This is a genomic window from Bradyrhizobium erythrophlei (genome assembly GCF_900129505.1).
Lineage (GTDB): Bacteria > Pseudomonadota > Alphaproteobacteria > Rhizobiales > Xanthobacteraceae > Bradyrhizobium > Bradyrhizobium erythrophlei_D.
Genome location: NZ_LT670818.1, coordinates 7,498,617 through 7,522,870 on the forward strand (window position 1 = coordinate 7,498,617; position 24,254 = coordinate 7,522,870).

A 24,254-nucleotide genomic window follows, 5' to 3' on the forward strand; every position below is an offset into this window, starting at 1 on the left:
GAGCGCCGCCATTCGATCCCTCGTGGACGTCGGAGAGCTACTCGGGCAACCCTGCTTTCCGAAGACCCTCAATAAACAGCTTTACGTTTGATTCCCGGGCGACAAACGCCGATATTGTAAAGGCGGGATCGATCTCAAGCACACGCGCCGCCGCGTCGTGCGCCTCAGCGTCACGTCCGAGATGGGCGAAGGCGGACGCGAGGCAGCGGTAAGTTGCCACAAAGGAGGGATTCTGACGAAGGGCTTTCTTCCCTGCCACGATCGCCTCGTCAAAGCGGCGAAGCTCAATAAGGGCCAGCCCAATGCCACTAAGCGTCATGTATAGCCGCGGGTCTACCGGGCTCACGCGAATGGCGCGTTCAAAGCTCCGGATTGCTTCCTCCGGCAGTCCCGCAACTCTATAGACCTCGCCTCTGTTGGTCCATGTGATCCATGAATTTGGGTTGAGCGCGACCGCCCGGTCAGCCATTTCGATCGCGCCTTCACTATCGCCGACCATATGCGCCAAGGTTTGGGAAGCCCTTGCTAACGTTTCCGGATCGCCATCATCGATGCTCAATGCCAAACGAACAAGCCGAACTGCTTCCTTGCGGTCGAACTGGGGATCGTTGCTAAAACCCCAAACGACGTTGAGCAGGTGGCAGATACCTGCCAGAATCGCGGCCGAAGCAAACCCGGGGTCGAGCTCCAAGGCGCGATGAGCCAGCCTTATCGCCTCGGCCATCCCTTCGCGGGTCGCCAGATAGTACTGCGGCATAGCACGGAGATAAAAATCATAGGCGGTGAGGTTCTCCGGTCGCCGCCGCGTCGCAATCGCGATTTCTGTTTGAAGCATCTTTGGCTCGATGGCCGAGACAACGGCGAGCGTTACTTCGTCCTGAAGAGCGAAAATGTCCGTCAGATCACGCTCGAATCTGTCCGCCCATAGATGCGCGCCTGTAATCGCATCAATCAACTGCCCTGTGATCCGAACTTTTCCCGATGCCTTGCGCACAGCCCCCTCAAGGACATAGCGCACGCCAAGCCTGCGCCCGACTTCCTTGATATCGACGGCTTTGCCCTTGAAGGTGAAACTCGAGTGACGTGCGATAACGAACAGAGACTTAAAGCGCGACAGCGCAGTGATGATTTCTTCCACCATGCCGTCGGCGAAATATTCCTGCTCGGGATCGCCGCTCATGTTCTCAAACGGCAGCACGGCGATGGAGGGTTTGTCGGGGAGCGCAAGGTCGGGTTTTTGAAGTTCTACCTGGTTGTCGGCGGCTGCTGCGTCTGCCGGTTCCTGCGCTTCCCGGACTGCTCCGACGAAACGGAAGCCCTTGCGCGGTAGTGTTTTGATGAAGCGCTGTTCCTCGCCGGAATCGCCGATTACAGTCCGGGCGGCATTCAGGCGCGTTGTCAGCGCCGCATCGGACACGATACGCCCATTCCAAATGGCGTTGATGAGGTCGTCTTTACTGACGACACGCTCCCTGTTGCGGATCAGGTAGTCGAGCAAGTCGAATACCTGTGGCGCGACGGAGACGACATCCGTCCCCCGATGCAGCTCGCGCCGGTCGGTGTCGAATGCGTACTCCTCGAAGAGATAGCGCAAGCTTCCAATCCCTTGGGCAGCCTCCGATTGTCGAGGCTCTAGCATCGGTTGCAACGCAAAGAATAAGCCGTCGGTAAGGAAAATGTAAGCCGAATGTCAAGCGCGCCCCCCAATGTCTTGGCACCCTCGTCTGAGTAAAAACCCAGGAGATGCCGCCATGAGCACGACCTATGGTGCGACAGGGTTGGGACAGACGGCGGCATCGACGCGGCGTGTCTCCAGCTTCTTCAAGAGACATTGGGATGCATTTCAGGAACGGCGCAAAGAACGACGCAAACGACAGAGGGAACGCGCCGAGTTGTGCCGCCTGAACGACTGGGAGCTCATGGATATCGGCATGACGCGCGGTGAGATCGAATACGTCGTCTCGAATCGACATGCCCGGACGCACCATTCCTCGGGGCCGACTTCCGCTTTGGGTCGGTCACTTAAGGACCCCTCGTCTGAATGCAAGGGATAGTGCCATGCCAGCCGATTATTCGCACCGCTTTCCGAGAGACCTCGACCTCGCGATGCGCGCCTTTCAAGTCGATAGTTCCTGGTATGAAAACTATTGGCTAAAGGAGCGCAAGCCGCGGCCGGCCGGCATGGTCGCTCGAAATCTTCCGACGGTAGTGTCCTGCCTTCGCCTGGCTTGTGATCGCGTGGCCTCGGTCCGGCGGGCGGTGTTAGCGATTGTCCTCCGACCAAAAACTCATCCTGAAATATAGTACAACAGTACTGAATCTGAATTTCGCTTCCCTAGACCTGGATGGCAACATCACCGCGCGCGGGGAAGGCCTGTTCAGGATGCTGAATGGCATCACCTGAATCATACTCGCGTCCGCTAAGGGTCAAAAAGCGCTACTTTGACCGCGCGCCGGTCAGTTCCGGTCTTCCCCAATGAACAGACATCGGCAGCACCGGTCGGCATGTCTCAAAGGTGCCAGTAACCGACATCAGTACGCGGAAATTCGTCAAGCGGTCGCACTCGTGAAACCAGATCAGGTATAGTTTGCCGCCTCCGCGCGCCGCGCTCCTCGGCAACAAAAGCGCGCGAACATCGGTGTCTTTTGCCAAATCTAACCGACAGCGAGGCGCCAGGTGCTCCGCAGCCAACCACAGTATGGCGGCACTACAATCGTAACACCCTTTGTCCGTGCTGAAATCACAACGTAACGGGTTCGTCCCCCTCATGGGCGGCAACGCCACATGGATGAGGAGAGCGCGATGGCAGCTAGAAAGATCGGTAAGCAAGCCGTAGTGATCGGCGCCGGCATGGCCGGTTTGGCCGCAGCGGGCGCGGTTGCCGACTATTTTGAACGGGTGATCGTGCTGGAGCGTGACCGCCTGCCGAATCAGGCGGTGCCGCGACCGGGCGCGCCGCAATCCCGGCAGCTGCACGGTTTGCTGCCGGGCGGCCAGCGGGCGCTGACCGATCTGTTTCCGCATTTCGAGCGAGAATTGCTGGATGCCGGCTCAGTGCCGCTTCGAATGCTAGGCGAGCTTCGTGTGGAGATGCCGGGTGTCGGTCCGCTCCCGTCGCGCGATTTCGGCTGGCTCTTCTATGGCGCATCCCGTCCGCTAATAGAGTTGATAACGCGCCGACAAACCGAGAGGCTTTCCAATCTGACGGTGCGCTCGGAGTGCCAGGTGCTTGAGATCACCGCTACGCCCGATGGCACCATGGTTACAGGCGTCAGGTATGAATCCGCCGATGGACGGCAGGCAATCCTCGCAGCCGATCTCGTTGTCGATGCGTCCGGACGCGGTGCGCCGACCTTGGCACTGCTCCGTTCATCTGGCCAGCCGGTACCGGATGAAATCGTCATTGGCATCGATCTCCATTATACGACGACCACCTTCGTGATTCCCCAAGACGCATCCACCAATTGGAGAGGCATAGCCACTCACCCCCACGCGCCGGAACGCAGCCGCGGCGGCTATATGTTGCCGATCGAAGGCAATCGCTGGGTTCTGACGCTCACGGGACGGCTCGGCGAACGGCCACCGGCTGAGCCGGACGGATTTATGGACTATGCCCGGCGGCTCGAGACGCAGACGATCTACAACGCCATCAAGCACGCCGAGCGGCAGGGCGGATTCGAACGCTATGCCTATCCGGCCAGCGCATGGCGCCGTTTCGATCGGATGAGCTCGTTTCCGGGTGGCCTGGTGCCGATCGGCGATTCGATCTGCCGCTTCAACCCGGTCTATGGCCAGGGCATGAGCGTGGCGGCGCAGGAAGCTCGCCTTCTGAACCAGCTTCTGAAGGCCCGAGCGACGAAGGCCGATCCGCTTGCCAGGCTGGCACTAGCGTTCTTTTCCGAAAGCGTGCCGTTGGTCGAGGCGCCGTGGAACATGTCGGCGGTCCCGGATCTCATCTATCCAGAGACGCGCGGCGAACGCCCGACAGATTTCGAGAGCAGGCTCAAATACAACGACGCCCTGATTCGGACCGCAATGCACGATGCCGCCGTTCACCGGTTACTGGCAGAGGTTCAGCAACTGCTCAAGCCGCCAAGCGTCCTCCAGGATCCAGCTGTCGACCGGCTCGTTCGGCTTGAGCTGTTCCAAATGGCTCGCGAATAACATTTCTGACCCCGCGCAAGCCAACTTATGTCTGCAACGGGTCAAACTGAGACCTCGGGGCCTATCCGAGCTAGGTCCGCTCTTCCCCCAACAACAGACGTGAGGCGACTATGGCAGCATGTCCGTTTGGTGCCATAAGGCGACGACCCAGAGCAGCATCGCCAGAGATAGAGAGGGCAGGCGGCGATCATCTTGGTCTTTGCTTATTTCTCGAAGCTTCGAACGGCCATTGAGCCTTCATCCATGCGGATTAGGTAGCCCTTCTTATGGTCCTCTGTGACGTACAAATCCCAATGGGTCTGGCCATATGTTAGAAGAGAATCAAATGTCAGCGTTCCGGTGCAGTCACTATCAAGCGTGTAGGTCCCTTGCAGCTTTTCGCGGCCAATTTTGCCACCTCGGCTGGATGACTGTTTGCCGGTGAACTTGCCAGCGCCGTCAAAGACGAACATGCCGTAGTGTACGCGCTGGACGCCGGGCTCAACCGCTTCAATGAAGCCCCGTCCTGTGAAAATGAATCGTCCGTTAAGACTGCCGATAGAGCAGGCTTCTTCAGCGAACGAATCCTGGACCATCAACGAAACAAGGATCAAAACCATCGCGAGAATGATGCGCATTTCGACTCCTTTTGATGGTTCGAAGCATTCCATTCGAAGTGGTGCTGACTTGGCACCGCTGCACGCAAATCCCTGAACGCTCGTCGCAGAGAGCGTTGAGCAGGATAAGGCGGCTCTGCTTCCAGTGTGACTATGATCACGCCCCGATGCCGTCCCCCTGCTCCGGAAAAACCCATCGTAGCGGCTCAAAATCGTTTTCGGAAGTAACGCGCGCGCCAATGTCCGCCTTGCGTGGCGTCGTTTTGACGATGTCCGCGTCACGTCCGCTTTCCCTCTGATAGCGATCGGGAAGCAGACATCGGGGCATGTCTCAAACGTGCCAATAACGGAAGTGGCCTGAAGGCTGGTAGAAACTCGGCATCTTTCTATTGAACGACGAACAACCGCCATTCGCCAGGTACGCCCTTGAGGTTGTACGCGCCACGATCGACGAACTGAAGTCCCGAGCCCGCGACCAGATCTTTGGTCGTGCTCGATACCATCACCTCGTCCGCTCCTGCGATCGCGGCGACGCGCGCCGCGATATGCACCGCGATTCCGCCAACGTTGCCGCCAATCAGCTCACACTCGCCGGTATGCAGTCCAGTGCGGACCTGTAGACCCAGCGGCTGTATCTTTTCGCGCACCGAGCGGGCGCAACGCATGGCGCGCGCCGGGCCGTCGAAGGTGGCAAGCAAACCGTCGCCTGTGGTGTTCACCTCGTGGCCGCGGAATGCAGTCAATTCTTTTCGCAACACCGCGTAGTAGTTGCTGAGCACCTCGTTCCATCGCGCGTCACCCAGTTCGACGGCGCGTTCGGTAGATCGAACAATATCGGTGAACATGATGGTGGCGAGCACCCGGTCAGGTTCGAGAAGCCGGTGTGTGCCAGTTATGAACTCCTCGATCTCGTCTGCAATGAGATCCTGTGTCTCCTGATCGAGCACCAGGTGATCAGTGCCGGGTATCTCGACATACTTGGCACCGGGGATGTGCTCGGCCAGGTAGCGGCCCATGTTCACCGGCACGAGCTTATCACCGGCTCGATGCAGTATCAGCGTTGGGGCTTGGATCGTCGGTAGCAGGTGACGGACGTCTATCTCGTAATTCGCCTCCATTAAGGCGCGAACTGAACCAGGACTCGCTGCTGCACGCTCAATTCTAGCAAACCATTGAAGGAAGACGGGGTCATCGCGCCGGCTCGGCGCGTTCAGGCGTACCAAGATGCCTTCTCCCCAGTGCGCAATTAGTCGGGCCAGGAACTCATCCAACGCCTCGCGGGTCATCATCCAAGGTTCGCTCTTCATCGACGCAAAAGTGCCAAACAGCACCAAGGCGGAGGCTCGCGCCGGATAGGTGGCAGCAAACATCAGGCACATCGGGCCGCCTTCCGACCAGCCATAGATCGTCGCGCTCTCAGAGCCTGCCGCGTCCATCACCGCGCGCACGTCACCGACCCGTTCTTCCAACGACTGCTCGGCGACCCGGTCCGAAAGCCCCTGGCCGCGCTTGTCAAAGGTGATTACCCGGGCGAAAACAGTGAGTCTCTTGAGCAGATGTTCATAGCTCGGCATCTCCCATAGCAGTTCGACGTGCGAGATGGTGCCTGGGACCAGCACAATGTCTCGGGGACCATCGCCAAAAACACGGTAGGCGATGTAAGCATCGCCACTACGGGCATATTTGATCGGGCCTTCCACGGTCATCCCTTTGGCAGCGGCGTCACGCTTGCCGTCCGCCGGAAGCAGTGTAGTCCCAAACCCGACATACAGAAGGCGCTGGGGCGGCCCCAAGGTGCATCTTTTGGTGGTTGCTGACGTCCGCTGGGGGGCAAAAACGGAAGTCGCGGCCTTGCGGCGGGATGTCTGCTTTACCCCGGAGCGGACATCGTCGGGCTGTCTCGGCATGTCCGAAAAGTGCCACTAGGCGACATTCCCGAACGGTATGATGCGAAGTAGGCCGCCAACAAAGCTGGCTGCCGTCAATTCTGCACGTTATTTCGTTACTTCAAAGCTAGGCTGCTGCAGTACCAAGGGATTTCACTGCTTCTCCACCCCATCAGAAGTCCTATCTCTCTGCACTCCTCATAGGTTTTGAAACCAGCGACATTTCTGCAGGTTGGCGACAGCGCCGGCCAGGAAGATACCGAGCAGCCGTGCCAAGGGTCGTTTCCGGACCTAAAGCTTGTAACGCACCCGCCGACACAGCTGCCGGCGATGTTCGCAAGCTTCGCCAGTTTTTCGGAGTCAGAGGTCGATGCCGCCAATATGGTTTGAACGGTCGTTGTCGATGTCCGGTGGTGTACGGCACTACGGGCAACCGCCTGCGGTCTCAACTTTGGCCTGACTGTCGGCGCATCGACAGTGACGCTGGGAAGCGTGCGCGTAGGGTTGGCCGTGGATGTTGCGGTTTGCGACACTGCCGGACCGCCAAATCCGCACATCAACAGGGCAATGCAGAAATTCGCGACAGATACACGCGACGAGAACCACATGACGATGCCTCCCTGCGCTCGGAATTTGATTTTATTCGCTTTCTTTTGAATCTGCAAACTCTGACCCCGGTCGCGGTGGGTTAACCGCAACGCCACTCGGTCCAAGTTCGCACTCTAGCACATCATTGCCGAAGGGGGGCTGCGCGTAGCGGCAAATTCGTGCTGCTCATGTCGCATTTGGGTCAAACTCGGAAGTCGGCCCGCTTGAACGGCATGTCCGTTCTACCCCCAACAGCAGACGTCGTCGGACCACCGCGGCATGTCCGGGTTGTGCAGCCAAAAACGGACATGCCGAGATCAGTGGCGAATGGCTTCCCAACCGACATCGCAGTGAACGGGATCGTCGATCCACCTAATTTGAATATTCCCAGTAATCGTCTGGAATAGCGCTTCCCATGGCAGCGCGCATGGCATCCCGAAAAAGCTTCGCTGCGGGCATTGGACGAAACGCTATTGTACGATCGACAATCAGTCCCTCGTCGTTTTCTTCGATAAGATCGAAACTTTCCAGTTCGTACCCCTGAATTGTTCCTTTCCACCTCAGTAAGGTTCTTCGGTTATCTAGCTTCCACTCGCCCGTATAGGCGCCTTCTCGCAGAGTGGTCGAGGCCGCGAAAATCTTAGCAACTACCGCGCGACCTTCTGCGGTCCGTATCAACACAGGACTGTGAAAAACAACATTTGGAGCGAGAAGTTTTTCGTAGTCAGCTACCGTAGCGTGACCTGACTCACGCAATTTTCGAATCGCATGCATGGTGATAGCTCCTCGGACCGATTGAGACCTGAACCTGCTTCTCCGTGATCTTTGCTGCGCCGCTCCGTCAGCTCGCCTCGTTTATGCCCTTGAGGCAGGGGAGGCACATGATAGCAGTTCAAGCCAGCGAAGAGGATGCCCAATGTTCCCTTTGGGACTGACCGTCCCGAGGGGATGGCGGGCGGCACGCGCGTGACGCGTGCCATCCACCATATAATTCTACCGCACAGTCATGGGATCATCATTTACCCACGCTGCTCACTGTCCTTGCGCCAACCGAGGAATGTCAGGATCCAGCCTATTGTGACAACCGCGCTCGTTGCCAGCAGCGCCGGGTCGCGATACTGGGTGAAGAGCGTCAATAGCGCCGCAATGATGAAAGCGCGCACGAACAACGTTATTACATAAGCGCGCGACACTTCACGGACAATCATGCCGACTACGATCAACCCGAGCGAGAAGAGAAATACTCCACCGATGCGGAGCCCGAGGTCATCATAGACGTGATTGCTGAACAACAGTTGCATCGTCAGCTGTGGTACGAACATCAGAGACAGACCGACCGGAAGCGTATAGCCAGCGAGGTAATACAAGCTGAGACGTGTTCTCGGTAGTTCATAGCGTTTGGCAGACGTAGGGTTCACAGAAGTGCTAGATAGCGCAATCATGGCAGTTCTCCTTGTTTGATCACAGATGCTTGGACTCAAAATCCCGAATTGACACGGTGGACAGATTGCCACTCGCGCGCTCGATCGACGGCCGCCAGCGCATGAGACCGAAACTCTCGAGAGGTGCTCGTAAGGGCTTCGACGGCTTTGACAGAGTTGGTGAATGCCTTTGCCAAGACTCCCCTGCCGACCGTCCCGAGTACAAGACCCAGTAGCCATCCCTTCAGGTTTTTGCCGTCCCGTACGACAACAACATCAATGTCGGTGCTGCCGTCTGCGCGGCGCGTGAAGGTGTAAGTGTGCCCCGATAAGCCACCCCACACATTGGAGTCGGTGGTTGTAAGCACGACACGGTGGGGATCCGACCAGTCGTAGTGCAGGCGTTCCCAGATGCCTCCCGAGCCTTCAGTGACGTCGGCTTCCAACAGGCCCCTCTGATGCACTTTGAGGTACTCGTCGGCACTGTTGCCAAAGAGCTTCGAACGGCCGGGACCAAAGTTGGTGAGCGCAGCGATGTATTGCTCCGCTGTTGTAGTTGTCGTCCGATGGAGATGAATAGTTGACATGCGAGCCTCCTGTTTCGTTTGTTCAAGGCGTGCCCCGATCTCATTTAATTCGAGACAGGATTGCTCCTGTGCACGAGGACGCGATCACCTTCGCGGCTAATTTCGATTCCGCTCACTGGTGCCGGTGTCGAGAGAACCACCCGCTGCCCTGGTGAAAGGATAGACACGACTCGAATTGGCGTTCCGGCTTCGCTCTCTGCCAGCGTCGTGACAACGTGAAAGCCATCACGCTCGACGGTGTAGTAAGCGACACCCGATACCCCGCCGAGGTCGATGCGCTTCGCTTCGATTGGACGCAGACTATCGGCGTGGGCTGGCCCGACGAAAGCAAGTGCGACCGCCGTGGCGAAAAGTGCCTTGCGAATTTGGCTGGTTGTCTGATGAAGGCGGGTCGTAAACATTTGCGTTCTCCTCATTTCAGGTGGTTGATCAAAATCGTTTGCTTAGAGTTTGGAGCCCGCCGCCGTACATTCGCCGAGAGCGGATCTCCGGTGATGGCTACGCGCTCAGGCGTCCGCTCTGACGGGCGTTGTAGCGAGGTGCGGGAATGGAGCTTGAAAGCTTGCCGGACATCGTGCGGCGCGCCTCGTCGAAACGGTCCCACTCGATCTGGTTCGGCAACGACGGAATGGTCACGGCTTCACCAAGGTCGAGACCGGCCAATGCAGCGTCGACCATGTCGTCGGCAGACATCACGATCTGGCCCGGGAGCTGGTGGACGGGCTTGCCCGCTATGTCCCAGAACTCCGTGGCGGTGGCGCCCGGCAGAACGGTTTGAATGCGGAGGCCTTTGTCAGCGAACTCGTGAACAAGCGACTGGCCAAGTGCCAGTACGAAAGCCTTGCTGCCACCATAGACGCCGTTCAACAGTTCCGGCGCGATCGCAACAATCGAGGATACGTTGATCAACGTGCCGCCACCGCGAGCAACAAATCCAGGGACCGCCGCATAGGTAAGGCGCGCGAGTGCGGTGACGTTCAGATGGATCATATCCTCCATCTTGTCGACGTCGGCATCGACCAACGGTAGCGCAGAGCCCACGCCCGCGTTATTGACCAGCGTGGTGATCCGGGCGTCGCTACGCAAGATCTCCTCGATGCGCCGCAGATCAGCCGAAGAAGTGAGATCGGCCTCGACCGTTTGCACGCTTCGGCCGGTTTCATTGCGGAGACGACGGGCCAGCGTTGCGAGCCGCGCCTTGTTGCGCGCGACAAGAATGAGGTCGTAGCCGCGCTTCGCGAGCCGGTCGGCATAGATCGCGCCGATGCCGCTCGATGCGCCGGTAACGAGGGCAGTGCCTTTGGCTTTGGTCGTCGTCATTTTCATCTCCTGTGCATGGACCGTTCCGTGATCGCGCATCGGAGATAGACCCTTTCAAAACGGCTGGGTATCTGGCAAAATCGAGATGTACCCTTCCAGAAAATGGAAACATCCAATGGATCGTTTCGAGGCTATGTCGATCGTTCTGGCGGTTGTCGAAGCCGGCAGCCTGTCGGCAGCGGCGCGCCGTCAGAAGGCGCCGCTTGCGACTGTGAGCCGAAAGGTGTCCGAGCTCGAAGCGCACCTGCAAACCAAGCTGTTCACCCGATCGAGCCGAATGCTCGTCCCCACCGACGCGGGGCGTTCCTACATCGCTGCCGCCAAGCGGATCCTCGCAGATCTAACCGAGGCCGAGCGCGCCGCTTCAGGCGAGTACACGACGCCTCGAGGCGATCTGGTCGTGTCGGCACCTATTGCTATGGGCCGCCTGTATTTGCAGCCGATCATTGTGGAGTTTCTGGCAAAATTTCCCGATGTCGACGTCCAGCTCGGCCTGCAGGATCGCCCGGTCAATTTCTGGGAAGAGCAAATCGACGTTGCCCTTCGGATTGGCGAACTTACCGACAGCAGCCTGATCGCGGTGAAGGCTGGAGAAATTCGTCGCGTGATGTGCGCGAGCCCGGACTATCTGAAATCTCGCGGAATGCCTCGATCACCGGACGACCTCACCACCCACGAATGCATCACCTATCCGGCGATGCATTCCCCCTCACTGTGGAGGTTCAAACGCGACAAGACGGAATATGCCGTGCCAGTACGATCTCGGCTCGTTGTGAGCAACACCGAGTCGGCCTTGGATGCCGCTCGCGCGGGCCTGGGACTCACGGTGGTGTTTTCCTACCAGGTTGCCGAATTGATTAGATCGGGTGGGCTCATACCGGTACTTCAGGACTTTCAGCCGCCGGCGCGACCCGTCAATTTCGTCTATTCGCCAAATCGGTTCATGCCGGTCAAATTGCGCGCATTTCTTGATTTGGCGGTACCGCGCTTCAAGGCTCGTCTCGGCAGCATGCCCAAACAGTTCGAGTTACGCGAGCGCCCGGACCGCACCTCGCCCAAATAAGACAAACGGTCAAGTTCTCCACTCGACGGACGCCGTTGTCGTTTATCCGACGGCTTCAATTGATCTCCTCCAACGTGGGCAGCGCTACCTCGCGCGGCTGAAACGTGCACGGAACACACGCGGTGTGCAGGCTGAAAATGTCTGCTAAGGTCAAACTCGGACCTCAAGACGAGTCGGAGCGAGGTCCGTTCATCCCCGAACAACGGACATGTGGCAACCGCTTCGGTAGGTCCGTTTCGTCCCGTTACTGTTGCAAAAGTCGAAAATCGAACCATGCCAAAAATCTCGCGAAAGCTGATTCTTAGACTCTTCTACCGCTGCAACGCTCGATAGCGCCGATACGGGGAGTCTGTGGTCGTTTTCATGCGAAAAAATATGGTCCCTCATTTACTTCTAGTGCGCTATCGCGATTTCACCCGAAACTTGCTCGCGCCTCGCATCGATCCGCAGCAGCACGACAACGATGGCGCCCACCAGCGCGCAACCCGCGAGCAATAGAAGGCCCGCGGTAAAGCTGCCAGTCAAATCCTTCAGGTAGCCCATCGCGTAAGGACCGGCGAAACCGGAAAGATTTCCGAGCGAGTTGATCGCGGCGATGCCGGCGGCGGCCGATGCTCCCGTCAGAAAACTTGCCGGTAGCGGCCAAAACATCGGGGGTACCGCAGAGACGCCGATCTGTGCAAAACAAAGCAACGCCATGACGATGACGGGGTTGGAAGCGATACCTGCCAATCCGATCCCTACCGTGGCCATCAAAAGTGCTGCGGCGACGTGACCTTTTCGCTCCATGGTTCGATCGGAATGACGACCGAGCAGCACCATGCCCACTGCCCCGAAAACAAAGGGCAGCGCCGCGAGCAATCCTGTCTGGGTATCGCTAACGCCAAAACCCTTGATGATGGTCGGCAGGAAGAACGCCACGCCGTAGCTTGCAGCATTCAGGCAGAAATACACCAGAGCGCACAATAAAATGCGCGGATCCGTGAGCGCCTGACCTAAGGATAGGTGCTCGACTTTCTCCTTGTTTCGCTTCTCGGTGGCCTGCACGTTCTCCAGCCACGCGATCTCATCTCGTTGCAGCCAGCGAGCCTGGCGCGGGTAATCGGTTAGGTAGATCAGGACGCCGATGCCCACCAGAACCGACGGCAACGCCTCGAGAATGAACAGCCACTGCCAGCCTTCTAACCCCCAACCCGTCACGCCGAGCAGCATCCCGGAGACAGGCGATCCGATGATCGACGAAATCGGGATCGCCAACATAAACAAGCTGATGACCTGGGCGCGGTAAACCGCTGGGAACCACAAAGTCAGATAGAAGATGATGCCCGGAAAGAAACCCGCTTCGCAGGCGCCCAGCAGTAAACGGAGAGAATAGAAGGCGCCCGTCGTCGGAATTCCGGTCACTGCCGATATCGATGGGATGAACGCGAACGCCGCAGAAACAATCCCCCAGGTAATCATAATGCGGGCGATCCAAACGCGCGCGCCGACTCTTTCCAAAAAAATGTTGGAGGGTACTTCAAACAGGAAGTACCCGAGGAAGAACAATCCCGCGCCCAGTCCGAAGGCTGCTTCACTCAAACCAAGCGCCTGGTTCATGTGCAACTTGGCGAAGCCGACATTGACGCGATCGAGATAGGCCACAAAATAGCAAACGATCAGGAACGGAATTAGCCGCCACATAACCTTGCCGATGACACGTTTCTCTATGTCTTGCATGGCGCAGCCTCCCGTCATGTGTTTACAGGCCCGTTCAGAAATCCGGGCCGAGTGTGTAAAAATATGATGGTCGCGGACGATTAGTGCAAATGGCTTTTATCTTAAAACCAGAGTGGTGCACTGCGGTCGATGGCGAAATGGCCAGTTCGAACCCAAACAGCGTGCACCCTTCAAATGAAAGGGGTGAAATAACTGCTTCGGCTGGGCGCTCGATGTCGGGTTCGGGTTTCCAGACATCGGCCCGCAAGACCAGGAAGTCCGCTTCACCCTCGGAAGCGGACATCGTCCGCTGGACCGCTCATGTCTGAAAAGTGCCAGAGGCGGACATCACGATGGGCATATTGGTCCACACGCCCCGCGCGATCCCGATGTGCCTCGATCCACTTTTTGATGGCATACCGGAAAGCAGCGATGTACTGCGGCAAACCGCCACGTATGCAGGATCGAGTTAGCCGAAGCCGTCAGCCAAGCATGCTCGTATATTGCCTCTTCCGGACGATTTGACCGAGAGCAAACATCCGTATCTGCGAATCCAGAAACGACGGCGCGAGAGAAAAGCTCACGGAAATGGCACGGCGAATGCCCCGCCGCTGGCATTATCACCGCGTTCAACGAGATCGACGCCGCCCGTGTACTCGTCTGATGGAGATGCACTGTGATGGTGTGCGAAACCCAATCTCTGTTCAACGAGCTGCGGCAGTCGGTTGATGCAAAGGCGATGGACGCCATTGAGTGGCTAGTCGTCGAAGCTCCTGACCACAAGCTATGCCGTATTAACGTGCTGGATTTTGCGTCGAAGGCTGGCCTCGATGAGGAGCGCGCCATTGCAGCGTTTCTACACGCCACGCAGCTGGGCCTATTCGAGCTATCTTGGAATGTACTCTGCCCCGCCTGTGGCGGGGTCATCAACACCCATGCCACGCTGAGGACCGTGCGCCGCGAGGAGTACGTATGTGAGCTCTGTTCGGCGGGGTTCAAACTCTCACTCGATGAATTGGTTGAAGTGGCGTTCACGGTGACCGCGCGCGTGCGTAGGATCGCGGCCCACAGTCCGGATACACTTCCCATCTGGGAGTATTTCCGCCAGGTTCTTTGGAGTTCGGGGGTCGATCTTCCCGAAGCGTTTGAGCAGGCAATGGAGAACGCTATACTTGATTCAGTCGAACTGCCGGCCGGCGAGAGGGCTCAATTATCGGTACCCCTTCCTGCGGCATATGTGGTCGTATTTGAGCCGGTGATACATGCGGCCCAATTTCTCGATGTGAGCGGTGAACCGACGAGCGAGCGCCAGAATGTTTCGGTCGTTTATAACAATGTGAGAGCCCCAACCGAGGCCATACGGCTGCGTCCAGGGACATTGCACCTTTCGTTGGAGAATCGCACCAATATGCGGATATTGCCCACGGTGTGGGTTATGGGTACCGCGGTCCACAATCTTCTTGCCCGCCGCAAACCCTTTTTAACTGCAAAGCGTCTGCTGAGTAACCAGACTTTCCGCGACCTCTACGGCACCGAAACGCTCGATGTCGACCAGCAACTACAAATCACCAACCTCTCGTTTTTGTTCACCGATCTCAAAGGCTCCACGGCTCTCTACAGACGGCTTGGTGACTTGGCTGCCTATCATCTAGTCCGCGCGCACTTCCAGATCCTGACTCGAATCGTCGCCAATCATGGGGGCGCAGTCGTGCGGACAATCGGTGACGCGGTGATGGCAACTTTTCCGACCCCCGACCGGGCGGTCGCTGCGGCGCTCCACATGCGCGAGGCGATGCTGAGCCTTAGTAAAGAGCATAAGGGGGAAGAGCTCCTCCTCAAAATAGGGATTCATGAAGGCCCATGCCTGGCCGTCATCCAGAACGGTCGTCAGGACTATTTTGGCCACACCGTAAATATCGCCGCGCGGGTGCAGGAGCTGGCGGTCTCGCGCTCGATCGTCGTGACTGCACGCGTGGTCGAGAATATGCAGACATCCATGCTGCTAGATGCCAATAAGCTCAAGCCGGTGGCTAAGGGAGCGGCGTTGCGCGGCATCGCTGAGGAGATGATGCTTTATGAGATCCCGTCAGTGGGATGAACGCCTGATCGGCGAGGAACTATCGGACCTATTGCGAAATATACCGAACCGTTGCCGATGTCATAGGAATGACCGCTTCGGGTCAATCGCGCCAGTTTGATCGCGTACCGACAGCGTCAGCTCTACCCCTAAGAACAGACGTCGTCACCGTCCATCGGAACGACCCAATGGGTAGAGTCGAGGATGGGCGCGGTAGCTTGGGCCATTCGGCAACGCTCCGTTTCCCATCCCCGCTCATCGAACCGGACGTGCCCGATTAAGGCATCCGGCTCTCCGACTGGCTTCACCGTGAGGCACACGGAGAGCAAACTAACCGCACGCGGCTTCGGCGCAGTGAGTAACTCTCCTTCGCCCCTCGACACAGCAATCTCCGGCGGCGCCTGTCGTTAATGGTGTTTGCAGGCTCATCGCCAATCACCACGACCTAGCCATCTTCGAAAGCGCACCAGAAGTCGGGGCCCTTTCCTCAGCCAGCATTACCCGGCTTCAACGGTCATACGACCCCGTCCGACTCCCGCCATGGCCGCCGCCTTTCGCGACGTTGAGGCCGCTACCCTCGCCCTTGACGGGTCTCCCCCGATTACCCGAACCACCTTTCCGACGTGCCGTGCCCACTACCCCGGCGGATCGAGCGGGTGCGCGTGTCGATTGCTTCCCCGCTCATACAGCCTTCCCCAAATGGCAGGAGGGTCGGCATCCGCATTGTCACTTTCGAGGCCTGCTCAGGCTTCACTCACGTTACGGCCCGCCGGATTGCTCAACCGCCTAAAGCGGCCTTTGTCACGAGGCTCCAGCCCTGCCGGTTACCCGGCCGAACCGCTCGTCAGCTACCAGATCAATCGACAACTCTCTGGGTGGAATCTTCCTCCACTAGTGATCCGCGCCTTCGGGGCGCACTGCCAACAGGTGACATCGCGCGCCGCCCGCGCTCTACCGGGACTGAACGCGTTCGGTGAGAAGTTTCCAGAGGGCTCCTTCGCCGAGTCGATCGGCAACACCGCGGAAAGTAAAATACGGAATGAGGATCAGCAGCATCAGTATGCTTACGGCGAAGGCCTGCGGCAACGTGCCACCTGCCATTTCGCCCAAGACCTCCTGGCTAGTCCGCCCGTGGAAATAACCGACAATAATTTCCTCGACGACTGTCAGAGCAATTAGAACCACAACGAACAGCACAGATTTCTTGAGGATGTCGGCAAGCAAGACGCTGGCGCCTCCTTTTCGTTCTCCGATCTTCAGTGCATGCAGAACCAGAATGAACTTGCCAAGAACAAGGGCTTTCACGATCGCAATGCCAAACGATGCGAACGCGATTCCATCACTTTGAAGGATGGTCGCCTTATAGAACATCAGTGAGCCAAAACAGACGTATAGATAAGAAGAGATTGTCAGGTATTCGATCAATTCGTTCCGCAAGCGTTGTGAGACCGTCGCTTGTTTCGGAGCCAAGTCCGCTCGACCTGAAACCGCAACCGAGGACGGCTGTGCTGCTGTCCGGAACAGTTGTGAGAGGGCGGGAACTGCTCTTGCGTCCGTCCATTCAGTCATGCCCTCCGTCCAGACGAATCGGGACTGGCCCGCGCGCCTGATCTGTCTAGCAACATCCTCCAACGTCGTTGGGCCGACAGTCTCATCGTCTTCAATATAATACCAGTCGGCTCTCATGGATGGGTCTTTCCTGGCCAGCCAAAAATCGCGACCAACCTGGGCTCTGTATCAATTGCTCACGTAAAAACACGCCCCTAACGTCCGTCGACAGCCTATCGCGGGACCAGGGCCAAGACACCCAAAAAAATTGCGGTGAACCCGCACTGCCGGGCTGGCGTCGATGTTCGAGAAGGGTCAAAGTCGGAAAAGACCGGTGCGAGCATATGTTTTCCGCTGTGCTGCAGAAAGCAGACATTCTGCCGGACATGGGGCTCGGCGCCATTGAACCACCAGAGTAATGGCAATCTGCGACCCGGGATTTGCAATAGGTCTCGAAGCGCCACGTGAAGCAGTCAGTTTTCCTGCCCAGCTCCACCAAAGAGCGGAAGCTGGTCTTGGGGCAGCGCTGAAATCCGGCTCCGGCTTGCGGGCGTGAAGCCGAACTCAGATGCGATGCGCATCATGATCTCCGCTTGCCTGTTGGCGATCGAAAGATATGGCGATTGTATCGGAAACCCGGTGGGCGATTTCACCATGGTCCCATATTTTTGAATCTGTTCCATCGCTTCGGCCCACATCCCGTAGGCCCCGCAGTAGGTAGCGAGGGCCCCGCGGTCGAGATTGGTTATCAGGTTTAGCTTCGACAGCTCGCCCGCCAGGCGCGCCCATTCGCGCTGCGCCGCAGGACTTAGCTCGGGCGGACATTCCGGCAAGGACGGTTCAGGCCGGGGTTCATGCGCGTTCAAAGGACGCTTTCCTGGATTACCGGTCAAAGCCTTGATCCTTGTCGGTTTGGGACGACGACCACGCATCAATAGGCCGGATAGAACGAGATAATCACGACACGGGCTCCGTTCGTTGAGGTGCCTGGTCGAGGGCCTCAAAGTCGGCGCCGTCGCTCTCGCGTTTGGCCGGTTCACCGGTGAAGGCCTGCCAGCGACGGACCGCAAGATCGACAAACAGCGGATCAATCTCGATCGCAAAACAGACGCGTAGGCAGGATTGCGCGGCAATCAGCGTCGTGCCGCTTCCCAGGAAAGGTTCGTAGATCGCTTGGCCGGGGCTCGAATTGTTCAACATCGGCCGGCGCATGCATTCCACCGGCTTTTGAGTGGCGTGCTTCGTCTCGGCGTCCTGGCTGCCGCTCGGGATGGTCCACAGGGTGGTTTGCTTGCGGTCCCCGGTCCAATTGCCCTTCTTCCGGACAGCGTACCAACAGGGCTCATGTTGCCAGTGATAGTCCCCCTGGCTCATGACCAGCCGTTCCTTTGCCCAAATGATCTGCGCCCGGATCGTAAAGCCGCTCTTGAAGAGGCTTTCTGCAACGATGGCGGAGCGTAGGGCTCCGTGCCAAACGTAGGCTATTTCGCCTGGGAATAAGCTCCACGCAGGTGCCCAGTCCGCGATCTCGTCGTTGAGAATCTTGCCCTTCCTGGCCGAGTGATTGACGCCCCGCCGGTGACGCCACTCGGGATCGTATTCCACGCCATAGGGCGGATCGGTCACCATCAGCTGAGGCAACGTTCCCGCGAGCACCGCGGCCACCGTGGCCGCATCCCGGCAGTCGCCGCAGCCGACCCGATGCGGTCCTAGAAGCCAGACATCGCCTGGTCTCGAGATCGCCACTTCCCCGAGAGCCGGGACTTCGTCCTCAGGAACTAATCCGGCTCCGTCGGCACCTAGGGCAGCCGCCAACTCCTGCTCGCTGAAGCCCAGGATCTTCAGGTCCGTACCAAGCTTGCCGAGATCGGTCAGCTCCAGTTTCAGCATCTCGGCGTCCCAGCCCGCGTTCAGCGCGATGCGGTTATCGGCGAGCATGAGCTGCCTGCGCTCGACGTCATCGAGATTCCTGAGCGGTATCACCGGGACCTGGGTCAAGCCGAGGAGCCGCGCGGCAGCAAGCCGGCCGTGGCCGGCGACAACGTCGGCATCCTCTCCGACCAGAAGTGGATTGGTGAATCCGAAGGTTCGGATGCTGCCGGCGATCTCCGCGACCTGCGCCGCACTATGGGTGCGGGCATTGCGCGCCGAGGGTATCAATCGGTCAATCGACCAGTACTCCACGCGAAGCTCGTCTTCTGCCTGCCGCATGATCTCGCTCATCCTGTCCTCTCAGCGCTGTCATGACGTACCCCTCCCCCCCGGGAATTTCGCGACACTTTTTCGGAGGCCGGATGGCTGTCCAAGGTGTCGAGAAAATAAATCCCGCAAGGCGGCGCCCACCTGGCCGAGCACCATTGATTTGCCTGCGCAAATTCTTGGTTTGCCGTTTGAATTCTTTGATTTCGGGAAAATAATTCAAAGCTCTGGGCCCAAGAAAAAAATCTGCGCATGAGATGAGGTGCGGTAGCGGGGCGGCTTCTCTCTTGCGATTTAAACCCCCTACCCCCTAGGCGATCAGTCCACCTCTGATTTGAAGTGCTTCTATTGCGTTCACACTTTGAAAGTATCCAGCCAGCAATGGACAAGCGCTTGCCGCACCCTGCAAGTTTGGCGAGGCGCTCGCGTTCTGGCGATCGAACATGGGCTGCAAGGAGGCGTTGATGATCGTTCAAATCCGCCTCCGCCTCTTGAGCATTTGCTCTGCCGCGAGACGGGCTGCGATGAGTTCGTTCCTTCCCAATCTGCCGTCTGCGTAGGCGCGGCAAAGCCGGACGACAATATTGTCGTCGAGTTCGGACAACCGCTGAAGGACTCCAAAACCTTCATTGCCAAGCATCTTAGCGATCTCTGCCTCGTAGAGGCCGCGTTGGCGTGGCTTAAAATTGGAAGAGAAGCCCACGGGCGATTTGCCGACCTCGCTAGCTAAGATTGGGGAGGATTTATTAGGTAGGATCTCTAAGTAGGATTCGTCGACATTTTTGTCCGGCCTCGAAGGACAGTTCTGTCTCGGGGCCGGGACAGCTTTGTCGTCGTCCTCCGGGAGAAATATTGGTGCATATCTACACGAGCCTTGGGTTCCGCGAGCGACGCGCGCATAATTACGGGTTTCGAATTTCAAGGTCACTCGATGGACCGTTTTGACGGTCTTTCCGAGCTCCTGCGCCATCAGCCGCTGGCCCGGCCAGGCATCCAGCGTCACGCAGTTAAGTCTGTCCATGATGATATAGGCGAGGCACTTTTCGGCCGGGGTCACCTTCGGGTCCGACATGACGCGCTTTAGCCATCGATGCTTTCGCCGACTAACCTGGTCTAACAGCGTTTCCTGTGGCTGCGTTTCCACGAACATCCCTCTGTTTGATTGCGATCTGATTTTCGCACGAGGGCGCCCAACAAGAAATTGCGAAGAGGATTGCTTTGATTGGATTGCGACTGATCTTGTCGACCAAATCAGGCAGGAGGTAACGCCGGTGTTCTGTTTGGCCAGGTCAGGAGCGCACTGATTCGGCCCGTCCCGCGTGTGTAAGTCCAAACCTGAAGCGGTCCGAGTTTTCTCAATTCCAATCTCGTTTCACGTGAAAATTCTAGGTGGAAATTGGAGATCAGTGTTCTTCATCTGTCATCGCCCATCTTCTTTTTGAAAAATACGCATAGAATTCCGGAGCGGTTGAATCGATTCGATCGGAGCTAACATGCACTCCTGCTGCGAGACCTCCCGAGTACCTTTGGAATGCGATTTGCGGGAGCTTGAAAGTTTGAGAGGATTGACCGAACACAAGGAAATCGCGATAGCGCGCGCGATGGACTACTGTGTGAAAAACCGGATCTGCCCGCCCGAATGGCTCGTGGAGGCGGCCGCTTCTCTTTTGATCGACTTGCTGAAGCATGAGAGGCCGACCACGCGGGGAAGGACAGCGAGTTGTATTGCACGTCTCCGGCACGAAATGTGGGACGTCGAACGCTGGGACGCGGTTAAAACCGTCCGCGAGATACGCCAGCGGTGCAAGAGAGAGCAAACGGCTCAAAAGGCTCTTCCGGCCGCAGCGGTGCCCGAGAGTCATAAAAAGCGCCTGCTCAAGTTTAGGAAATGGTTAAATCAGGGGACATTCAACTGCGCGGCAAAATTGCTGGTGGGGCGTGAAGCACTCGCGAGCGCTTCGACCATCAACGCTAGCTATAAGAAGATAGAAGCGACGCGAAGTGGACCTACGCCTCCCGCAGGTGCCTGGTTCGACGACCCCTTTCTGAAACAACTTGGGCTTCAGGGATCGCAGGAGCGTACGACGGGCAGGAATATCCTCGATATTTCTGATCTGACGTAAAGGAATTCAAATCCTCAAACTGTCGCCAGAGCGAATCAAGGCGACAGGATGGGTGATGACGACCAATAATCCTACGGACAGGCTATGGGCGGGCGAGGCCGCCGAGTATCTACATTTGAGCCGTTCGACACTGGCCAAATGGCGGATGAAGGGTGAGGGACCCCCCTACCATCACTGCGGTCCGCGCCTCATCTATTACCTGCAGCATGAAATCGACGCTTGGCTGGTCGCCTGCGATGAGAGTGCTCGGCTTCGCTCGGCGGGCGCCTCGTGAGCCCGGCCGTGGCCATCGCCAGATGCCCTCCCAAACTAGCTGGGACTGATGCCGCCGAAAGCGACCGACTAATGGAAATCGGCGAAATTCTGGCCACCGGCCTGTTGCGGTTGGAAGCCCTTAAGTCCAGTCGAAAGTCGGCTGAAAGCGGAGAAAGTTCGCTTCACTTCACGCCCGACCAGAGCGGTGATGCGGCAACTTGCTCTGCCGAGGTTTGCCCATGACCGATACGGTTCTCGCCCAATTGGCCGCCTTAAAGGACGCGCCCGCCCAGGCGCTGAAGGCCAAATGGCGACAACTGTTCGATACCGACCCGCCTCCCTACAACCGGCGCTTTTTGGAGAGCCGGCTGGCCTATCGCATCCAAGAGTTGGCCTATGGTGGGCTGAAAAAGGACACCATCGAGCGGCTTCGGGTGCTCGGCAAACAATACGACGGCAAGCCCGGCGGCAGGCCGAAAGCCAGCAGCCCGCGCATGCCGATCGCCGGGACTCGGCTGATCCGGGAATGCCAGGGGATCGAGCACTCCGTCACCGTGCGCGGCGACGATTTCGAATTTCAGGGACGACCCTACAAATCCCTGTCGGCAATTGCCCGGGAGATTACGGGGGTACGCTGGAACGGCTGGGTGTTCTTTGGGCTCAAGAATTCCCGGAGCGCGTCGTGAGCAAGGCGCGTCGGCCGAGCCGTTCCGTTGGCACTGACAACCCTACCGGCGGTGTTGGACGGCAGCAGGCGCCCGGCGGCACCGGACGGCAACCGAGCCGAAAACTGCGCTGCGCGGTCTATACGCGCAAGTCGACCGAGGAAGGCCTCGAGATGGAGTTCAACTCCCTCGACGCCCAGCGGGAGGCTTGCGAGGCCTATATTGCCAGTCAGCGGGCCGAAGGCTGGTTGCTCGTCCCCGACCGGTACGACGATGGCGGTTTCTCCGGCGGGACGCTGGAGCGCCCTGCTCTAAAACGCTTGCTGACGGATATTGAGGCCGGTCGCGTCGATGTGGTGGTGGTCTACAAAATCGACCGCCTGTCACGGTCGCTGATGGACTTTTCCCGACTGGTGGAGGTCTTCGACCGCCAAAACGTGACGTTTGTTTCGATTACCCAGTCCTTCAACACCACCACGTCGATGGGTCGCCTGACCCTCAACGTTCTCTTGTCCTTCGCCCAGTTTGAGCGCGAGGTCATCGGCGAGCGCATCCGCGACAAGTTCGCGGCGTCGCGCCGCAAGGGGATGTGGATGGGCGGCTGGGCGCCGCTCGGCTATGAGGTCAAAGATCGAAAGCTGGTCGTCAACGAGCGGGACGCAAAGCTCGTCCGCTCGGTCTTTCAGCGGTTCCTGAAAACCGGCTCCGCCACGATCCTGGCTCGCCAACTGATCCAGGAGGGCGTTCGCAACAAGTACGGCAAATTGATCGACAAGGGCATTCTCTACAAGTTACTCAATAATCCCGTCTATATTGGCGAAGCCGTCCACAAGGGGACATCCTTCCCCGGCGAACACTCAGCCATCATCGATCGCAAGGTCTGGGACAAGGTACAGGCCCAATTCCAGCTCAATCCACGCAAGCGCTCGGGCACCGCACGATCACAAACGCCATCCCTGCTGAAGGGGCTGATCTTCGGTCCTACCGGGGCCGCCATGTCACCATCGCATACCCGCAAGAATGGCCGGCTCTATCGGTACTACGTCAGCCAGACTGTGTTGAAGCAGGCCGCCTCAGACTGCCCGATAGGACGTGTCCCTGCTGCAGAAATCGAAAAGATCGTTATCGACCAAGTCCGCCGCTTGCTTCGATCTCCCGAGGTCATCGTCCAGACATGGCGTAGCGCGCGCAAGGCGTGGAAAGCGCTCACCGAGACCGAGGTGAGAACAGCCCTGATCGAGTTCGATCAACTTTGGACCGAGCTGTTTCCGGATGAACAGACGCGCATTATTCAACTCCTTGTCGAACGGATCGACGTGGGGACCGGAGGTGTCGATATCAGATTGCGCATTGGCGGTATTACCTCACTAGTCGGCGAAATGATCGGCAACGGAACAACGCAGCAGGACGCCGCATGACTGCAGCTTCCCACCTCCCCAAAAATCGCATCAGCAAGAACGGCGATACCGTAACCGTCCATATACCTGTCGTCTTCCGGCAACGCGCCGGCCGAAAGCAAATCATTGGCCCGCCAGGTTCCGTACCTTGGTCACCGGCGCCTCGCGTTGACACTTCCCTGCTCAAGGCCATCGTTCGTGCCTATCGTTGGCGAGAACTGCTGGAGAGTGGCAAGTACTCATGCGCGGCTGATCTGGCCAAGGCCGAAAAGGTCAACGACTCCTACCTCAGCCGCGTACTCCGGCTAACTTTGCTTTCGCCGGAGATCGTGGAAGCAATCGTTGTCGGGCGGCAACCAAGTACGCTGCAGGTCGATGATCTCTTGAGGCTGCTGCCATCCTTGTGGCGGCAGCAAAAATCAATTTTGGGCTGGCAGTTACCGACAAGCACTCGCTAATAAATTCGATGTCCGCACGCAGACGGTCCTTCGAGTAGTAACCACGTTCCATAACGATCTGTCAGTAATTACGGAGTTTGCTCTCGTAACGCTACATTGCGGTGAGAGATTCGTATGCCAGTCGCGCGATACATAGTCTGGGTTGGTACATCGCTTTTGGTACTACTGTTCGTGGCAAATTGGTTCCTTCCCCAACCCCCGCCAGAGC

At 58.1% G+C, this 24,254-nt stretch carries 23 protein-coding genes; 9 read left to right on the forward strand and 14 right to left on the reverse strand.

Annotated elements, in window-relative coordinates; all coding sequences use genetic code 11:
• Positions 1-37 precede the first annotated feature (37 nt).
• The gene (locus tag B5525_RS35110; protein WP_244567694.1) at positions 38-1,594 is read right to left on the reverse strand and encodes a winged helix-turn-helix domain-containing tetratricopeptide repeat protein; all 1,557 of its coding nucleotides are present in this window, start codon (positions 1,592-1,594) and stop codon (positions 38-40) included.
• Positions 1,595-1,751: 157 nt separating this feature from the next.
• Between B5525_RS35110 and B5525_RS35115 the strand changes: the two genes are divergently transcribed.
• Positions 1,752-2,054: a DUF1127 domain-containing protein gene (locus tag B5525_RS35115; protein WP_079570461.1), complete on the forward strand. Its 303-nt coding sequence runs from the start codon at positions 1,752-1,754 to the stop codon at positions 2,052-2,054.
• 383 nt (positions 2,055-2,437) lie between these two features.
• On the opposite strand, the gene B5525_RS44860 is transcribed toward B5525_RS35115, so the two are convergent.
• Positions 2,438-3,025, reverse strand: coding sequence for a hypothetical protein (locus B5525_RS44860; protein WP_154073628.1), 588 nt, complete (start codon positions 3,023-3,025; stop codon positions 2,438-2,440).
• A gap of 12 nt (positions 3,026-3,037) precedes the next feature.
• On the opposite strand from B5525_RS44860, the gene B5525_RS35120 reads away from it, so the two are divergent.
• Complete coding sequence (locus B5525_RS35120) at positions 3,038-4,165, forward strand: squalene monooxygenase (RefSeq protein WP_154073629.1); 1,128 nt, start codon at positions 3,038-3,040, stop codon at positions 4,163-4,165.
• Between the two features lie 203 nt (positions 4,166-4,368).
• Here B5525_RS35120 and B5525_RS35125 read toward each other — a convergent pair whose 3' ends face one another.
• The 7 genes from B5525_RS35125 to B5525_RS35160 all read right to left on the reverse strand — a co-directional run bounded on the left by B5525_RS35125 (position 4,369) and on the right by B5525_RS35160 (position 10,602).
• Complete coding sequence (locus B5525_RS35125; RefSeq protein ID WP_154073630.1) at positions 4,369-4,782, reverse strand: hypothetical protein; 414 nt, start codon at positions 4,780-4,782, stop codon at positions 4,369-4,371.
• A 365-nt stretch (positions 4,783-5,147) separates the two neighbouring features.
• Positions 5,148-6,668 carry an adenylate/guanylate cyclase domain-containing protein gene (locus B5525_RS35130; RefSeq protein ID WP_244567695.1) on the reverse strand — a complete coding sequence of 507 codons (1,521 nt, stop codon included), beginning with the start codon at positions 6,666-6,668 and terminating at the stop codon, positions 5,148-5,150.
• A 939-nt stretch (positions 6,669-7,607) separates the two neighbouring features.
• The gene (locus B5525_RS35140) at positions 7,608-8,009 is read right to left on the reverse strand and encodes a hypothetical protein (RefSeq protein ID WP_079570466.1); all 402 of its coding nucleotides are present in this window, start codon (positions 8,007-8,009) and stop codon (positions 7,608-7,610) included.
• 245 nt (positions 8,010-8,254) lie between these two features.
• On the reverse strand, positions 8,255-8,677 hold the full coding sequence (locus B5525_RS35145; RefSeq protein WP_154073631.1) for a hypothetical protein: 423 nt from the start codon (positions 8,675-8,677) through the stop codon (positions 8,255-8,257).
• A gap of 35 nt (positions 8,678-8,712) precedes the next feature.
• Positions 8,713-9,243, reverse strand: a complete 531-nt coding sequence (locus tag B5525_RS35150) for a hypothetical protein (protein ID WP_079570469.1) — start codon at positions 9,241-9,243, stop codon at positions 8,713-8,715.
• Positions 9,244-9,287: 44 nt separating this feature from the next.
• The gene (locus B5525_RS35155; RefSeq protein WP_079570470.1) at positions 9,288-9,644 is read right to left on the reverse strand and encodes a hypothetical protein; all 357 of its coding nucleotides are present in this window, start codon (positions 9,642-9,644) and stop codon (positions 9,288-9,290) included.
• Between the two features lie 97 nt (positions 9,645-9,741).
• A complete protein-coding gene (locus B5525_RS35160; protein ID WP_244567696.1) occupies positions 9,742-10,602 on the reverse strand; it encodes an SDR family NAD(P)-dependent oxidoreductase in 861 nt (286 codons plus the stop codon).
• Between the two features lie 76 nt (positions 10,603-10,678).
• On the opposite strand from B5525_RS35160, the gene B5525_RS35165 reads away from it, so the two are divergent.
• On the forward strand, positions 10,679-11,626 hold the full coding sequence (locus B5525_RS35165; RefSeq protein WP_079570472.1) for a LysR family transcriptional regulator: 948 nt from the start codon (positions 10,679-10,681) through the stop codon (positions 11,624-11,626).
• Positions 11,627-12,019: 393 nt separating this feature from the next.
• Here the strand turns inward: B5525_RS35165 and B5525_RS35170 are convergent, their stop codons facing one another.
• Positions 12,020-13,345, reverse strand: coding sequence for an MFS transporter (locus tag B5525_RS35170; RefSeq protein ID WP_079574216.1), 1,326 nt, complete (start codon positions 13,343-13,345; stop codon positions 12,020-12,022).
• Positions 13,346-14,006: 661 nt separating this feature from the next.
• Here B5525_RS35170 and B5525_RS35175 point away from each other — a divergent pair.
• Positions 14,007-15,422: an adenylate/guanylate cyclase domain-containing protein gene (locus B5525_RS35175; protein WP_079574218.1), complete on the forward strand. Its 1,416-nt coding sequence runs from the start codon at positions 14,007-14,009 to the stop codon at positions 15,420-15,422.
• A gap of 930 nt (positions 15,423-16,352) precedes the next feature.
• On the opposite strand, the gene B5525_RS35180 is transcribed toward B5525_RS35175, so the two are convergent.
• The 4 genes from B5525_RS35180 to B5525_RS35195 all read right to left on the reverse strand — a co-directional run bounded on the left by B5525_RS35180 (position 16,353) and on the right by B5525_RS35195 (position 20,220).
• On the reverse strand, positions 16,353-17,087 hold the full coding sequence (locus B5525_RS35180; RefSeq protein WP_154073632.1) for a DUF4339 domain-containing protein: 735 nt from the start codon (positions 17,085-17,087) through the stop codon (positions 16,353-16,355).
• Positions 17,088-17,422: 335 nt separating this feature from the next.
• On the reverse strand, positions 17,423-17,815 hold the full coding sequence (locus B5525_RS35185; RefSeq protein WP_244567697.1) for a phage terminase small subunit P27 family: 393 nt from the start codon (positions 17,813-17,815) through the stop codon (positions 17,423-17,425).
• Between the two features lie 91 nt (positions 17,816-17,906).
• Positions 17,907-19,172 carry a site-specific DNA-methyltransferase gene (locus tag B5525_RS35190; RefSeq protein WP_154073633.1) on the reverse strand — a complete coding sequence of 422 codons (1,266 nt, stop codon included), beginning with the start codon at positions 19,170-19,172 and terminating at the stop codon, positions 17,907-17,909.
• A gap of 448 nt (positions 19,173-19,620) precedes the next feature.
• A complete protein-coding gene (locus tag B5525_RS35195) occupies positions 19,621-20,220 on the reverse strand; it encodes a hypothetical protein (protein ID WP_154073634.1) in 600 nt (199 codons plus the stop codon).
• Between the two features lie 466 nt (positions 20,221-20,686).
• Between B5525_RS35195 and B5525_RS35200 the strand changes: the two genes are divergently transcribed.
• The 5 genes from B5525_RS35200 (at position 20,687) to B5525_RS35220 (ending at position 24,046) form a co-directional block, all read left to right on the forward strand.
• Positions 20,687-21,271, forward strand: a complete 585-nt coding sequence (locus tag B5525_RS35200) for a hypothetical protein (protein ID WP_154073635.1) — start codon at positions 20,687-20,689, stop codon at positions 21,269-21,271.
• Between the two features lie 145 nt (positions 21,272-21,416).
• Entirely contained in the window at positions 21,417-21,545 is a 129-nt protein-coding gene (locus tag B5525_RS48045) for a helix-turn-helix transcriptional regulator (RefSeq protein WP_425305337.1), read from the forward strand.
• 220 nt (positions 21,546-21,765) lie between these two features.
• Positions 21,766-22,212, forward strand: coding sequence for a DUF2924 domain-containing protein (locus B5525_RS46840; protein WP_079570479.1), 447 nt, complete (start codon positions 21,766-21,768; stop codon positions 22,210-22,212).
• A gap of 104 nt (positions 22,213-22,316) precedes the next feature.
• Positions 22,317-23,609 (forward strand): recombinase family protein, encoded by a 1,293-nt coding sequence (locus B5525_RS35215; RefSeq protein WP_244568111.1) that lies wholly within the window; start codon positions 22,317-22,319, stop codon positions 23,607-23,609.
• The gene (locus B5525_RS35220) at positions 23,606-24,046 is read left to right on the forward strand and encodes a hypothetical protein (protein ID WP_079570481.1); all 441 of its coding nucleotides are present in this window, start codon (positions 23,606-23,608) and stop codon (positions 24,044-24,046) included. Before B5525_RS35215 ends, B5525_RS35220 begins: the two co-directional genes overlap by 4 nt.
• Positions 24,047-24,254: the final 208 nt, after the last annotated feature.